Source organism: Pirellulales bacterium, assembly GCA_019636335.1.
Classification (GTDB): Bacteria; Planctomycetota; Planctomycetia; order Pirellulales; family JAEUIK01; genus JAHBXR01.
Window position 1 is genome coordinate 182,055 of sequence record JAHBXR010000012.1, and the last position, 15,861, is coordinate 197,915.

6 protein-coding genes are annotated in these 15,861 nt (G+C 64.1%); 2 read left to right on the forward strand and 4 right to left on the reverse strand.

Annotated elements, in window-relative coordinates; translation table 11 throughout:
* Positions 1 to 11: 11 nt before the first annotated feature.
* Positions 12 to 2,720, reverse strand: coding sequence for a pyruvate dehydrogenase (acetyl-transferring), homodimeric type (aceE, locus tag KF708_13835; protein MBX3413767.1), 2,709 nt, complete (start codon positions 2,718 to 2,720; stop codon positions 12 to 14).
* Positions 2,721 to 3,000: 280 nt separating this feature from the next.
* Entirely contained in the window at positions 3,001 to 4,497 is a 1,497-nt protein-coding gene (lpdA, locus tag KF708_13840; GenBank protein ID MBX3413768.1) for a dihydrolipoyl dehydrogenase, read from the reverse strand.
* A 156-nt stretch (positions 4,498 to 4,653) separates the two neighbouring features.
* Between lpdA and KF708_13845 the strand changes: the two genes are divergently transcribed.
* On the forward strand, positions 4,654 to 5,910 hold the full coding sequence (locus KF708_13845) for an FAD-binding oxidoreductase (protein ID MBX3413769.1): 1,257 nt from the start codon (positions 4,654 to 4,656) through the stop codon (positions 5,908 to 5,910).
* Positions 5,911 to 6,203: 293 nt separating this feature from the next.
* Here the strand turns inward: KF708_13845 and KF708_13850 are convergent, their stop codons facing one another.
* Positions 6,204 to 7,571 carry a glutamine synthetase gene (locus KF708_13850; protein MBX3413770.1) on the reverse strand — a complete coding sequence of 456 codons (1,368 nt, stop codon included), beginning with the start codon at positions 7,569 to 7,571 and terminating at the stop codon, positions 6,204 to 6,206.
* Positions 7,568 to 9,022: an aldehyde dehydrogenase gene (locus KF708_13855; GenBank protein MBX3413771.1), complete on the reverse strand. Its 1,455-nt coding sequence runs from the start codon at positions 9,020 to 9,022 to the stop codon at positions 7,568 to 7,570. Before KF708_13855 ends, KF708_13850 begins: the two co-directional genes overlap by 4 nt.
* A gap of 306 nt (positions 9,023 to 9,328) precedes the next feature.
* On the opposite strand from KF708_13855, the gene KF708_13860 reads away from it, so the two are divergent.
* On the forward strand, positions 9,329 to 15,472 hold the full coding sequence (locus KF708_13860; protein ID MBX3413772.1) for an alpha-2-macroglobulin: 6,144 nt from the start codon (positions 9,329 to 9,331) through the stop codon (positions 15,470 to 15,472).
* Positions 15,473 to 15,861 lie beyond the last annotated feature (389 nt).

Consider the following 15,861-nt stretch of genomic DNA (forward strand, 5'->3'; position numbering starts at 1 on the left):
CGCTCGGCCGATCAGGCCGGATGGGGCGGCTCAAAGGTGTATTGAACGGCCAGCGGGTCGGACTTCTCCGACTCGAGGCCCAGATCGCGCAAGGCCCGCGCGACAGTCTCGCGTTCGACCTTGCCCTCTTGCACGAGTCGCGACAGCGCCGCGACGGTAATGCTCTCGGCATCGACCTCGAAGAAGCGACGCAGCGCCTGGCGCGAATCGCTACGGCCGAAGCCGCCGGTTCCCAGCACGTAGTAATCGCCGGGAATCCAGGGACGAATCAAATCTCCCACCGCCTGCACGTGATCCGAGGCGGCAATGAAGGGGCCTCGCTCGTTTTGGAGCAGGTCTTCAATATACGACGTGCGCGCCTCTTCCGTCGGATGCAGCATGTTCCAACGCTGCACGGCGAGACCTTCGCGACGCAGCTCTTTCCAACTGGTCACGCTCCACACGACGCTCGAAATGTCGAAACGCTCGGCCAGGATCTGCTGCGCCCGCAACGCCTCGCGAACGATCGGACCGCTGGCGAGCAACTGCACCTGGGGCCGGCCTTGGCCCACGATCTTCGTCGAGAGCTTATACATTCCCTTTTCGATTCCTTCGACCACCCCCTCGGGCATGGCGGGCATCTGGTAGTTCTCGTTGTAGAGCGTGACGTAGAAGATCGTGTCCTGCCCCTCGTGGTACATCTGCCGCAGGCCGGAGAGGATGATTACGGCCGTCTCATAGGCAAAGGCCGGATCGTAGGCACGCACGTTCGGGTAGCCGATGGCGATGAGATGGCTGTGGCCGTCCTGATGTTGGAGCCCTTCGCCGGCGAGCGTCGTACGGCCGGCGGTCGCCCCCAGGAGGAAGCCCTTGGCGCGGGCATCGCCGGCGGCCCAGATCTGGTCCCCCACGCGCTGGAAGCCGAACATCGAGTAATAGATGAAGAACGGGATCATGTTCACGCCGTGCGTGGCGTAGGCGGTTCCCGCCGCCACGAACGACGACATCGAGCCCGCCTCGGTGATCCCTTCTTCGAGGATCTGCCCGTCTTTGGCCTCGCGGTAGTAGAGCAGGCTTTCTGAATCGACCGGCTCGTAGAGTTGCCCCACGTGCGAGTAGATGCCGCACTGGCGGAAGAGCGACTCCATGCCGAACGTGCGCGACTCGTCCGGCACGATCGGCACGATGTAGCGGCCGAGCTGCGGATCGCGCAACAACTTGGCGAACATGCGCACGAAGGCCATCGTGGTCGAGACTTCGCGCTCGCCACTGCTCTCGGTCATTTCCGTGTAGTCGGAGAGCGCCGGCACGTGCATGGGCAGCGGCACCATCGGCCGGCCGGGCACATAGCCCCCCAGCTTCGTGCGGTGCTCTTGCAGGTACTTCATCTCGGCACTCTTGTCGGGGGGCCGATAGAAGGGGGTTTTCGCCACGTCTTCGTCCGAGATCGGAATCCCGAACCGCGTGCGGAATTCGCGCAGCTCTTCTTCGTTCAGCTTCTTCTGCTGGTGCGTGACGTTGCGGCCTTCGCCCGCTTCGCCCAGGCCATAGCCCTTGACCGTCTTGGCCAAGATCACCGTGGGCTTGCCGTTGCTTTCGACGGCCGCCTTGTACGCCGCGTAGACCTTCTCGGGGTCGTGGCCGCCGCGGCGCATCCGCTTGATCTTCTCGTCCGAGAGGTGCTTGACCATCTCGAGCAACTCGGGATCGGCGCCGAAGAAGTGCTCGCGAATGTATTGGCCCGAGCTGACCGTGTACTTCTGATAGACGCCGTCGACGACCTCGCCCATGCGCCGCACGAGCGCGCCGTCCTTGTCCTTTTCGAGGATGGGGTCCCAGTCGTCCCCCCAGATCACCTTGATCACGTTCCAGCCCGCCCCGCGGAACATGGCCTCGAGTTCCTGGATGATCTTGCCGTTGCCACGCACCGGGCCGTCGAGCCGCTGCAGGTTGCAGTTGATGACGAAGATCAGGTTGTCGAGCTTCTCGCGCGAGGCGAGCGTGATCGCTCCCAGCGTCTCCGGTTCGTCGGTCTCGCCGTCGCCGATGAAGGCCCACACGTGCGAGTTCGACGTGTCCTTGATGCCCCGATCGGTCAGATAGCGGTTAAAACGCGCCTGGTAGATCGCAAACAGTGGCCCCAGCCCCATCGACACCGTGGGGAATTCCCAGAAGCCGGGCATCAACCAGGGGTGTGGGTAGGAGGACAGCCCCCCCCCGGGCGCCAGCTCGCGGCGGAAGTTGGCCAGTTGCTCTTCGGTCAGGCGACCTTCGAGAAAAGCCCGCGCGTAGATCCCCGGCGAAGCGTGTCCCTGAAAGTAGATCTGATCCCCCGAGTAATCCTCGCTCTTGCCGCGGAAGAAGTGGTTGAAGCCCACTTCGAGCAGCGTCGCGGCCGAGGCATAGGTCGAGATGTGCCCGCCGATGCCGGGGGATTCGCGATTCGCGCGAACCACCATCGCCATGGCATTCCAGCGCAGGATGCTCTTGATACGGCGCTCGATCTCGCGATTGCCGGGATAGATCGGCTGTTTGTCGGCCGGGATCGTGTTGGTGTAGGGCGTGTTGGCCGTAAAGGGGAGCTCGACCCCCTCCTGATGCGCCACGTCTGCCAGCGTGGCGAGCAGATAGCTCACTCGATCCGGGCCCTTGCTCTCGAGCGTGTACTGGAGCGATTCCAGCCATTCGGCGGTTTCTTCGGGATCGACGTCATCCGAGTGTTGGACCGTGTCGATGGCCATGCGATAGCCTCCTCTCGGGTGGCGCAGCACGATCCGGCTTCTGGAAAGCCGATCGAGCCCGTCACGCGAGTGTGATTGTTGCTGCAACACTCGTCGTTCGATGCGCGGACGCGGCAGAAACGACGAGACCGGCCGGAGTACCCCGCCGGTCAAAAAGTAACTGCGTCGGGATGTCCGCCTGAGTGTGTCCGTCGTTCCTGACGAACCTGGCAGACGCCATGGCCTGAGTGGCGTCTGGTCGAATTATTCCCGTTTGGCGGCGATCCGTAAAGTCCTGTGGCTACGCCTCTACCGGCGTCGCGGGGGCTTGTGATTCCGGCTCGGCGGTTTGACCAGCCTCGCTCGGCGTTTCTTTCTTGACGCTGCGCTTCGGTCGATAGATTTCCGTCGCGTACCCCAAATGTACCTCACTGGAGAAGGCCAGCGTCTCGCTGAGCGTGGGATGGGCGTGGATCGTCTCGGCGAGATCGCGCGCCGTGGCCCCCATTTCAATGGCCAACGTCGCTTCGGCGATCAACTCGCCCGCCCCGGCGCCGACAATCCCCACGCCGAGGATCGCCTCGCTCTCCGGGTCGAAGACGATCTTGGTCAGCCCATCGGTGCGACCCAAGGCCTGGGCTCGTCCGCTCGCCCCCCAGGGGTACCGCGCGACTTCGATGCTGCGACCGGCCGCCTTGGCCTGTTCTTCGGTCAGACCGGTCCAGGCCAATTCGGGATCGGTGAAGACGACCGCCGGGATCGCCGCCGGCTCGAAGGCGGCCGGTTCGCCGTGCAGGGCCTCGACTGCCACCTTCCCTTCGTGCGACGCCTTATGCGCGAGCATCGGCTCGCCGGCGACATCGCCGATGGCCAGGATGTGCGGATCGGCCGTCCGCAGCTTTTCATCCACCAGGACGAAACCCCGTTGGTCGAGCTTGACCCGCGTGTTCTCGAGACCAAGCCCCGCACTGTTGGGGCGCCGCCCGACGGCGACCAGCACGCGGCTGAAACGTTTGGTCTCCGGCCCCTCGGGCCCTTCGAGCTCGGCCTCGATCTTGTTGCCACGATCGCGTAGCGCGGACACTTTCGTCTTGAGATGGATCGCTTCGAAGATCTTCTCGAGTCGCGCGTGCAGCGGGCGGACGAGATCCCGATCCGCCCCCGGCAGCAGGCCGTCGGTCAATTCGACGACGGTGACCTTGGCGCCCAGTTCGGCGTACACCGTGCCCATTTCGAGCCCGATGTAGCCACCCCCCACCACGAGCAACGATTCGGGAATGTCGCGCAGCTCGAGGGCGCCCGTCGAATCCATCACCCGATCGGTCTTCAGATCGAAGGCCGGAAAGATCGTGGGGCTCGACCCAACGGCAAGAATGCAGTGGTCGAACGTCAGTCGATCGCCGTCGCGAGCACCGGGATCACCCCCGGCCAGACGCAAGGTGGTCGAGTTCTCGAAGGTCCCCCGAGCACGCACGATGCGCACCTTGCGCTGTTTGGCCAGTTGGCTCAACCCGCCGGAGGCCGTGTCGATCACTTTATCCTTGCGCGCTCGCAGCCGATCGAGATCGATCGAGGGCTTGTCGAAGCCGACACCCCATTCTTCTATCTCGCGCGTTTCGCTGACGACGCGCGCCACGTGCAGCAGCGCCTTCGAGGGGATACAGCCCCGCAGCAGACAGGTGCCGCCAAGGCGCTGGTCTGCCTCGACCAGCGTTACCTGCATGCCGAGATCGGCGGCCATGAAGGCGGCCGCATATCCACCAGGTCCGCCCCCCAATACCACAAGTTGACTGTGCATCCGCTCGATCCGTCGGGGTTAAGAAGCATGCGACGTGGTGCGCTGCGCGGCTCTCCAGTATCTTACCCCTGGTTATCGCGCGGTCACAAGTGCGAGCTGGGTGGCGTACACCATTGCTTCTGACAGCATAAGTATTTCTCATTCGGTTGGTGTGGCATGACGAGCGTCGAACAAACGGCCGACGTAATCATTATCGGCGGAGGAGTCGCGGGCGCGAGCACCGCCATGCAACTGGCACTGCGTGGCCAGAAGGTCCTCGTCCTCGAGCGGCAAATGCTTGGCGCCGGCTCGACGGGCCGTGCCGCTGGGTTGCTCGGTCAACTCCGCTCGACCAAAGTGGCCACGCAGATGCTGCGCGATGGTGTCGAGATCGTCAAAGATCTCGAACGCCGGGCCGAAGTGGAAATCTTCGTCGAGACCGGCTCGCTCCGCGTGGCGAATACGCCCGATCGCGCGGGAGAGATCCGCGATCACGTCGCCCTGGCGAAGGAAGTGGGACTGGCCGTCGAGCACGTCGACAACCGCGAGGTAGCCCGCCTGTTGCCCTACATGCGGACCGACGACCTGCTCGACGCCTGCCTCTGTCCTACGGATGGCCACCTGCAACCGGCCGAACTACTGGCGGCCTACGTCAAGGTGGCCCGCGGCGCCGGTGCCACGTTCATCACCCAGGCGCCGGTCGAGAAGGTCCACGTCGCAGGGGGACGCGTGCGCGGCGTGCGCGCGGCAGGCAAGGAATACTCCGCGCCCATCGTGCTCAACGCGACGGGGCCGTGGTCCTATCTCGTGGCCGAGCGCGCCGAGAGCCGGCTGCCCACCGCGGCGATCGGCCATTACTACCTGACGACGGCGCCGCGCGACGAGACGCCGGTCTCGCGCACAAGCCCCGCGGTCCGCGATCGCGAGAATCGCATCTATTCGCGACCCGAGGCGGGAGGCCTGCTCGTCGGCATGTACGAAGATGAGCCGGTCGAATACGACATCGAGGCGCTGGGTCCCGACTTCGATATGTCGCAGATGCGCGCCGCACGCGATCAATACAACGTTGCCTTGCTGGTCGACGCCGCCAGCCGGCGCTTTCCGTTCATCAACGAACGCACCCCGATGACGATCACCACCGGCATCATGACCTTCACGCCCGACGGTCAGCCGATGTGCGGAGCCGACGCCGAGATCCAGGGGCTCTTCCACTGCACGGGCTTCTGCGGACACGGCATCGTGCAAAGCCCAGCCATCGGCCTGACGATGGCCGAGTTGATCCTCGACGGCCGTTCGCGCTACGACGTCGCGCAGATCGAGGCCGATCGCTTCTTCGATATTCTCGAGCTCCGCGATCGCGCCACCATCAAGCAGCGCTGCTACCAAACCTATGCCGGCTACTACGGGCAGGTCGTGCGGACGGGCTCGCACTAGCCGAGTGGGCGGCACCGACGATGCTGCGAATCGGTATTCTAGACACCAACGCGCGCGAGACGCAGCATCGTCGGTGTTGCGCAGCAACAAGAGGTCCGATCGACACTCGCACAATACCTCTCGTCGCTCCGCGACACTGGCGAACTTCCGACTTTCGTATTAGATGAGCTTCCGTTTTCTCCGGAAATTCGTCAGTGCTACCCACGTCCGATTTGCTTGAATCTGTGTTCATCTGCGGATCCATCGAGAATCTGAGTTTATCCGCGGATGGACGCAGATCGGAGGAGTTAGGGCTAGATTCGCTCGAAGTAACGCACGCGTTCCCAGTCGGTCACCGCCTGCCGATAGGCGGCCGCTTCGCTGCGGGCCGTGTGGACGTAGAAGTCCACGACTTCATCGCCGAGTTCTGTACGAGCCAGCTTGCTTTCTCCCAGCAGGTCGGCCGCCTCGTCGAGCGAGCTGGGAAGCCGCGGCAGCGAGGCATCGGCGTAGGCGTTGCCCGTGAAAGGATCGCCGCAGTCGATCTTCTCGCGCACGCCGGCCAGGCCGGCGACGATCGTGGCGGCAAAGGCCAGGTAAGGATTCGCATCCGCGCCGGGCGAGCGGTTTTCGATTCGCAAGCCGTTGCCGCTGCCGATCACGCGGAAGCCGGTGGTGCGATTGTCGTGCGCCCAGACGAGCGACGTCGGCGCCCAGGAAGCGACCTGGTAGCGCTTATAGCTGTTAATGGTCGGAGCGAAGAAGTAACCCAGCTCGCGGCCGTAGCGCATCAGCCCACCCAGGAAGTGGCGGAACAACTCGCTCGGCGCCTTGGCTTTCTCGTCCCAGAAGCGATTGTGGTTGCCGGCCTTGTCCCAGATGCTCGTGTGCAGATGGAAGCTGCTGCCCGCCTCGTCGCCGGCCCACTTGGCCATGAAGGTGACCGACTTGCCGAGTTGCGAGGCGATCTCCTTCGTGCCGTGCTTGAAGATCACGTGGCGGTCGGCCATCTCGAGGGCCTCGCAGTACAGCAGGTTCAGCTCGTGCTGCCCGCGTCCCCATTCTCCCTTGCTCCCTTCGACGATCACGCCGGCGTCGTTCATTTCGTTGCGCACGCGGCGCATGAACTCCTCGTCGCGCGCCGGCTGCAAGAGGTGATAGTCGATCAGGTAATCGCAGCCCCGCTCCAGACCGCGGAACCCCTTGGCAGTGACCGTCTCGAACGACTCGGGAAACAAGTAGAACTCGAGTTCCGAGGCGACCATCGCCGACAGGCCGGCCGCCGCGAGTCGCTCGATCTGCTTCTGCAGCACGCGGCGCGGGGCTTCGGCGATCGGCGTGTGATCGTCGCGCTCCAGATCGCACAGCACCAGCGCCGAGCCGGGCGCCCAAGGCACCCGGCGCAGCGTGCGCAGATCGACCGTGGCGTGAAAGTCGCCGTAGCCCTGCTCCCAACTCGCCAGGTTGAAACCCGGCAGCGGGTTCATCTCCATGTCGACCGTCAGCAAGTAGTTGCAGGCATGCGTCCCCCCTTCGGCCACGGCCCGCATGAAGTGGCTGCGCGTGAAACGCTTGCCCAACAGGCGGCCATACGAGTCGGGAAACGTGACGACGACCGTATCGATCTCGTCGGCGTTGAACCAGGCCGGAATCCAATGAGCGCCGCTGCGGGAATCGGTCATGCGAGATCGCTTTCTGGTACGCGGATAAAGACGTTCTTGACTTCAGTGTAGAGCCGCAGCGCTTCCATGCCGAGGTCGCGACCGAACCCGCTCCGCTTGAAGCCGCCGAAGGGCGCCTCCTGGTAGACGCTGCTGTTCGTATTGACGCTCAGCACGCCACACTCGATCGAACGCGCCAGACGCAGCGCTCGCTCGACGTCGCGCGTCCACAACGAGCCGGAGAGCCCGAACAGGGTGTCGTTCGCCAACTCCACCGCCTCGCGCTCGTGGCGGAACGGAATGAGACAGACAACGGGGCCGAAGATCTCTTCCTGGCAGGTCCGCGCGCCGTTCGACAAGCCCGTGACCACCGTCGGCGACAAGTAATAGCCTTTCGCACGTGGGCGATCCCCCCCGCAGACGATGCGCCCCCCTTCTTGTTTCGCCAGGGCGATGTATTGCTCGACCGTTTCGCGCTGCGACGCGGAGACCATCGGTCCGATCTCGGTCTTCTCGTCGAGCGGATCCCCCACGATGTGCCGCTTCGTCTGCGCGACGAATGCCTCGACAAACTGGTCGAAGACCGATTCCTCGACCAGCACGCGGCTCCGCGCGCAACAATCCTGCCCCGTGTTGCCAAAGACCGCCATCGGGCTCGATTGGGCGGCCGCTTCGAGATCGGCATCGGCGAAGACGATGTTCGGGCTCTTGCCTCCCAGCTCGAGCGACACACGTTTAATATCGTCCGCGGCGAGCTTCATGATCCGCGCGCCGGTGGTGGTCTCGCCCGTGAAGGCGATCTTCCGCACCAGCGGATGCGAGACGAAGTAATCGCCGATGTCGCTGCCGCGTCCGGCGATCACCTGCAGGATGCCGGGGGGCAAGCCCGCCTCGCTCGCCAGCCGTCCCAAGGCCAGGGCCGTCAGCGGGGTGAGGCTGGCCGGCTTGAGCACGACCGCATTGCCGGTGGCCAGGGCCGGGGCCACCTTCCAGCACGCCATGCAGAAGGGAAAGTTCCAAGGGACGATGGCGGCCACCACGCCGACCGGCACGCGCAGGGTGAAGTCGAAGCCGCCGCCGCCACCGACGGGAATCGTCTCGCCGCCGAACCGCGTGATGCCCCCGGCGTAGTATTCAAAGCAGCGGGCCCCGGCGATGATCTCGCCGCGGGCCTCGCTGATCGGCTTGCCGACGTTGCGGGCCTCGAGCTGTGCCAGCTCCTCGGCGTGTTCGCGGATGAGCGAAGCCAGCCGAGTCAGCGTTTCCGCACGCTCGCGCGGCGGCGCGGTGGCCCAACGTGCCCGGCGGAAGGCGGCGGCCGCGCCCGTCAGGGCCGCGTCGACTTCCACCCTGCCGGCAGCGGGAATGGCCACCAGGGGGGATTCGGTGGCCGGTTCGATGAGCTCGATCGTCCCGCCACTGGCCGAATTTCGGGGTTCGCCATCGATCCACAGCGTGGCGGTAGGGTCCATGTTGTCTCCTCTTGTCCACTCGCTGTAGAAAGCGGTCGGGTGGGGATGTAGGGGATCGCTCGGTAGGGGCGGCGGGGGGCTCCCGCCGAGTTGCGGCCAGGCACCCCTTTCGCGGCAAGCCAAGGCGCCGCAGGAAGTTATTTTTTTACGGAACTTTTGCCGCACCGCAAGCGTCGAAGGATCGGCCCGTCTTGCGCACCGCCGGTTGGCGGCGACGCCGCCCCCCTGTGGGGTCGCCCCGGGCTCGATCGTGGAACACGTCGAAGGCACCGTCAGGTCACTCTCTACCGTGAGGCCCCGCGCGTCATGTCACAGCATCGCTTGCTCGCCATTCTGTTGGGCAGTTTGTTCCTGGGGATCGTGGCGACCTCGGGACTGCTGGCCGAACCGGCGGGACCTCGTAGCCGTGAGGATTTGATGAAGCTCCAGCAGGACGGCAACTTCAACGAGGCCTATCAGGGCCTCCGCGAGCGCGTGCTCGACGCCAAGACCGAACCGGCCGAAGCGGCTCAAGATCTCCAGGTCGCCGTCCAGTGCCTGCAGAACCTGGGGCGGATCAACGAGCTCGACGAGTTTGTCGAGCAAGCGGTGGAAGTCCACGCCAAAAACTGGCGCGTGCTCGCCGCAGCCGCCGAGATCTACCAGAACACCGACCACCACGGTTTCATCATCGCCGGCAAGTTCGAGCGTGGGCAGCATCGGGGCGGCGGCCGCTGGGTGAACTCGTTCGATCGCGACCGCGTGCGCGCGTTGCAACTGCTGCTGGCCGCCATCGCCGCGGCGAAGCCAAACGCCCAGCACGGCGAACTGGGCGATCTGCACTTCAAGCTCGCGCAGGCGCTGATCACGGGGCGCGAGTATCAGCAATCGTGGCGGTTGCAGGTGCTCACCGATCTGTCGGCGCTCCCCGACTTTGAAGAGGGCTGGTTCCAGGGGGGCAACGCCACGGGCGCGCCGGTCACCCCCGACGGTTCGCCCGTGCTGTACGGACGCCCGCGCACGTTCGACGAGGCAAAGAACGACGGCGAGCGCTGGCGTTGGGCCTTGGCCGAAGGGGCTGAGTTGGCCCCCTCGCGCCGCGACGAGGCGAAATGGATCTTCGCGCAATTCCTCTATCAGCAATTCGGCGTGCAGACGCTGCAGCAATTCAGCTACTTCTTCGGTCGCGCCGCCGAGGCGGACGGCAAGCAGGACGAAAGTGGCACCTACGCCCTGCACACGTTGGGCGAAGACGAGACGATCGCGCGGCTGGCCACGGGCGTCAAGCGCTTCAAGTTACCCGAGGAATTCAATTACATCCTCCTGTTCCAACAACTCGCCGCGGTCGAGCAGGGGGGGTATGCCTCGAGCTCGCTCGATACGCTAGCCCAGATCTTCGAAGATCGCCGGCAGTATCCCCGTGCCGCCGAGTATTGGCGCGAGGCGATCAAACGCTTTGGCACGGGCAACAACTGGCGTCAGGATCGGCTCGATCAGATCGTCGGCAATTGGGGCCGTTTTGAAGGCACCATGACCGCGCCGGCCGGTCGCGGCGCCTCGCTCGAATTTCGCTTCCGCAATGGCAAGCAGGTCGAGTTCGAAGCGCACGAGATTCTCGTCGATCCCCTGCTCGCCGACGTGAAGGCCTACCTCAAGAGCGATCCCCAACAGCTCGACTGGCAAAAGCTGCAACTCGATCAGATCGGCTATCGCATCGTGCAGCAGAACGAGGCGAAGTATCTCGGCACGCGCGTCGCGCAGTGGAATCAACAGCTATCGCCGCGCGCCGACCATTTCGATCGTCGTGTCACCGTGACCACGCCTCTCTCCAAAGCCGGCGCCTATCTCGTCACCGCCAAGATGGCCGACGGCAACGTGAGCAAGATCGTGGTCTGGATCGCCGATACGGCCATCGTGAAGAAGCCCACCACCGAGGGAACCTACTTCTACGTGGGAGACGCCGTCTCGGGCGCGCCGATCGAGAAAGCGAACGTCGAGTTCTTCGGCTACCGCCAGGAGCATCAGGGCAATCGCCGTCCGCGGCAGTTCCGCACCCTGACCAAGGACTTCGCCGAGTTCAGCGGCAAGGATGGCGGCGCGCTGATCGACTACCAGCGCATGCCGCAAGACTACAACTGGCTCATCATCGCCCGCACGAAGCCGGGCCGGCTGGCCTATCTCGGCTTCACGGGCGTCTGGCACGGCCACGCGCACGACGTCGAGTACAACCAGACCAAGGTCTTCGTCATCACCGATCGCCCCGTCTACCGGCCGAAGCAAAAGGTGCATTTCAAATTTTGGGTCGCGCAGGCCAGGTTCGACGCCCCGGACGAATCCCCCTTCGCCGGGCAGAAGTTCAAGTTCGAACTGCACAACCCACAGGGAGAGAGGATCGTCGCAAGCGAATACACCGCCGACCAGTACGGTGGCTTCGACGGCGAATACGAGCTGCCCGAGGATGCGGGACTGGGCGTCTACCAGTTGTTCATTCCGAATCTCGGCGGCAGCAGCTTCCGCGTCGAGGAATATAAGAAGCCCGAGTTCGAGGTGACCGTCGACGCGCCGAGCGAACCGGTCATGCTGGGCGACAAGATCACCGCCACCGTCCAGGCGAAATACTATTTCGGCTCGCCGGTGGTGAACGCGCGCGTGAAGTACAAAGTGCTGCGCACGAGCTACACCGAGCAGTGGTATCCGGTCTGCCCCTGGGACTGGCTCTATGGCCGCGGTTACTGTTGGCTGGCGTACGATTACACGTGGTATCCCGGTTGGCGACGCTGGGGTTGCCCGCGGCCAATCGCCACCTGGTGGGGGCGCCCCTCGCCTCCCCCCGAGCTCGTGGTCGAGAACGACGTGGCCATCGGCCCCGATGGCAAGGTCGAGATCGAGATCGACACCGAGCTGGCCAGGCTCATGCACGGCGATCAAGACCATAAGTACGAAATCACCGCCGAGGTCACCGACGAATCGCGCCGCACCATCGTCGGCTCGGGCAATGTGCTCGTCGCGCGGCAGCCCTTCAAGGTCTTCGCCTGGGTCGATCGCGGCTACTATCGCGTGGGCGAGACGATCGAGGCGAGCTTCAAGGCGCAGACTCTCGACGAAAAGCCAGTCGAAGGCACGGGCAAGGCCCGGCTCCTCCGCATCACCTACGACGACAAGAATCAGCCCGTCGAGACGCCGGTCAAAGAGTGGGATCTACCCACCAGCGCCGACGGGGAGGCGTCGCTGAAGATCACCGCCTCGCAGGCCGGGCAGTATCGACTCGCCTTCGCGGTCACCGACAAGAAAGAACGCACCATCGAAGGCGCCTATCTCTTTACCGTCACGGGCGAAGGTTTTGATGGGGCCGGGTTCCGCTTCGAGCACCTCGAGCTCATTCCCGACCGTCGCGAATACGCCCCGGGCGACAAGGTGAAGCTGATGGTGAACACCGATCGCGCCGGTGGCACCGTGCTACTCTTCGTGCGCCCGGTGAATGGCACCTACCTGCCGCCGCGCGTCGTGCGCTTGCAGGGCAAGAGTACGGTCGTCGAGATCGACGTCGAGCAAAAGGATATGCCGAACTTCTTCGTCGAGGCGGTTACCATCGCCGATGCGAAGGCGCACACCGAGCTGCGCGAAATTGCCGTGCCCCCCGTGAAGCGTGTGTTGAACCTGGCCGTCACCCCCTCGGCCAAGACCTATCTGCCGGGCGAGCAGGCCGAGGTGACCATCGCGCTCACCGATCTCGCAGGCAAGCCGTTCGTCGGCTCGACCGTGCTCACCATCTACGACAAGGCGGTCGAGTACATCTCCGGCGGCTCGAACGTGCCGGAGATCCGCGAGTTCTTCTGGAAGTGGAAACGCAGCCACTACCCGCGCACGGAGACGAGCCTCGAACGGGGCGGCTGGAACTTGACGCTCCCCGACAAGCCGGGCATGGCGAACTTGGGGGTCTTCGGCGCGACGGCGGCCGACGAAGGACCACAGGAAGGGGCCGGCGTGGCCGTGAATGGACAGGTCATGGATGCCATGCCAGTGCCGGCGGCCGCGCCGATGGCCGAGATGGCCGCCGATGGTGCGGTCGCACGTGGTGCCGGTGGTGCAGCCTATGGTCGCGCCGAGATGCGAATGAAGTCGGGCGTTACCGGCCAAGGAGTAGAGGCCGCGCCCGTCGTCCAGCCAACCATTCGCAAGGAATTCGCCGACACCGCACTCTGGGTCGGTGCCCTCGAAACGAACAAAGAGGGAATAGCAAAAGTCTCGCTCAAAATGCCCGAGAATCTCACCACCTGGCAGATCCGCGCCTGGGCCATGGGGGCCGGCACGCGCGTGGGGCAGGGGAGTGCGGAAACCGTCACGCGGAAGAACATCATCGTCCGCATGCAATCGCCGCGCTTCTTCGTCGAGAGAGACGAAGTCACCCTGTCGGCGAACGTCCACAACTACCTGAAAACGGCCAAGCAGGTCGAAGTCGTGCTCGAGCTCGCAGGAGAAAACCTCGTTCCGCTCGGCGAGCTGCGGCAGACCGTCGAGATCCCCGCCGAAGGCGAGAAACGCGTCGACTGGCGAGTGCGCGTCGCCCGGGAAGGCGAGGCGGTCATTCGCATGAAGGCCCTCACCGATGAAGAGTCGGACGCCGTCGAGCAGCGCTTCCCCGTCGAAGTTCACGGTATGCTCAAGACCGAGTCGTACTCCGGCGTGCTGCGTCCGCAAGAAGAGACCGGCTCGTTCGAGATCCGCGTCCCCAGCGAGCGCCGCATCAACGACAGCCGGCTCGAGATCCGCTACTCCCCGACCTTGGCTGGTGCGATGGTCGATGCGCTCCCCTACCTCGTGAGCTACCCCTACGGCTGCACGGAGCAGACGCTCAACCGCTTCCTGCCGACCGTCGTCACGCAAAAGATCCTCCTCGACATGCAGGTCGATTTGAAGTCGATCCGCGATAAGCAGACGAATCTCAACGCGCAAGAGATCGGCGACGATCGCGAGCGCGCCAGCCGTTGGCGGCGGTTCGACCACAACCCAGTCTTCGACGAGGAAGAAGTCCGCCGCATGGTGAAGGCGGGCCTCGAACGCTTGATCGAGATGCAGTTGCAAGACGGCGGCTGGGGCTGGTTCTCCGGCTTCGGCGAGCGGTCGACTCCGCACACAACGGCCTACGTCGTCCACGGGCTGCAGATCGCGCGGCAGAACGACCTGGCGCTCGTCCCCGGCGTGCTGGAACGTGGCATCGAATGGCTGAAGAACTACCAGGCCGAACAGCTCCGCCTGCTCGAGAACGCCGGCCAGCCCGATAAGGCGAAGGGAAAACTGCCCTACAAGACGGCGGCCGACAATCTCGACGCCTTCGTCTACATGGTGCTGGTCGACGAGGGAGTCGATGAACCACGCATGCGCGAGTTTCTCTATCGCGACCGCACCAGGCTCACCGTCTACGGCATGACGCTGTTGGGCATGTCGCTGGCCAAGATCGAGGATCGCGAGAAGCTCGACATGGTGTTGCGCAACATTAGCCAGTTTCTCGTCGTCGACAACGAGAATCAAACGGCCTACCTCAAGCTGCCCGAGAACAACTCCTGGTGGTTCTGGTACGGCAGCGACATCGAGGCCAACGCCTACTATTTGAAGCTGCTGGCTCGCACCGATCCCAAGAGCGAGGTCGCCGCGGGCCTGGTAAAATACCTGCTCAACAACCGCCGCCACGGCAATTATTGGAACTCGACGCGCGATACGTCGCTCGTGATCGAGGCCCTGGCCGACTATCTCAAGGCGAGCGGCGAGGCCCAGCCCGACATGACCGTCGAGATCTGGCTCGATGGTAAGAAACGCCAAGAGGTAACCATCAACGCCGCCAATCTCTTCACCTTCGACAACAAGCTCGTCCTCGTGGGCGATGCCGTCGAAGAAGGCGCGCGAAAGATCGAGTTCCGCAAGCGGGGCCGTGGCCCTCTCTACTACAACGCCTACCTGACGAACTTCACGCTCGAAGACCCGATCACCGCCGCCGGGCTCGAGATCAAGGTCGAGCGCAAGTTTTACCGCCTGATTCCCGAGCAGAAATCGGTCGACGTGGCCGGCTCGCGCGGCCAGGCGGTCGATCAACGGGTCGAGAAGTACCGCCGCGAGGAATTGGAGAATCTGGCCTTATTGAAGAGCGGCGATCTCGTCGAAATCGAGCTCGAAATCGAGAGTAAGAACGACTACGAGTACCTGCTGTTCGAGGATATGAAGGCCGCCGGCTTCGAACCGGTCGAAACCCGCAGCGGCTATAACGGCAACGACCTCGGAGCCTACATCGAGATGCGCGACGAGCGAGTCGCCTTCTTCATGCGCTGGCTCGCGCGCGGCAAGCACAGCGTCTCGTACCGCACGCGCGCCGAGATCCCCGGCCGCTTCAGCGCCTTGCCCGCCAAGGGGGCAGGCATGTACGCCCCCGAGTTGAGAGCCAACTCGAACGAGCTCAAGCTACGCATCGAGGACAAGTAGCCAATGGCCCCGACACCGTCCACCTTTGGCGTCGCGGTCAATCGGTGGGGTAGGGGAGTAGCACGGACGATTTTTCCAAGCGACATGGCCAGACACGTAGGTCAGGTACGCCGTACCTGACAACGCTCGACGTGGCAGCTCGAACTGGGTGCCACTGGCCGCCGGCCTGTGCTTTCCGGGCTCCCCACACAGATTTTGCAGGTCAGGTATCCCGCGCCCGACAACGCTCGACGTGGCAACTCGCAAGAGTGTCAGGTACAGCGTACCTCAACTACAAATCGTACCGTGGTGGTGAGAATCGATTGGAACCACGACGACTCAACGGCACGACGTGCAGCGACCGACAACTCTCCCCTCGACGAATTCTTGTAGATTCCCATCGTGTCGTA

Coding starts and splice junctions, on each gene's coding strand:
- KF708_13860 (MBX3413772.1), top strand. CDS start 9,329: ATGTCACAGCATCGCTTGCTCGCCATTCTGTTGGGCAGTTTGTTCCTG.
- aceE (MBX3413767.1), bottom strand. CDS start 2,720: ATGGCCATCGACACGGTCCAACACTCGGATGACGTCGATCCCGAAGAA.
- lpdA (MBX3413768.1), bottom strand. CDS start 4,497: ATGCACAGTCAACTTGTGGTATTGGGGGGCGGACCTGGTGGATATGCG.
- KF708_13845 (MBX3413769.1), top strand. CDS start 4,654: ATGACGAGCGTCGAACAAACGGCCGACGTAATCATTATCGGCGGAGGA.
- KF708_13855 (MBX3413771.1), bottom strand. CDS start 9,022: ATGGACCCTACCGCCACGCTGTGGATCGATGGCGAACCCCGAAATTCG.
- KF708_13850 (MBX3413770.1), bottom strand. CDS start 7,571: ATGACCGATTCCCGCAGCGGCGCTCATTGGATTCCGGCCTGGTTCAAC.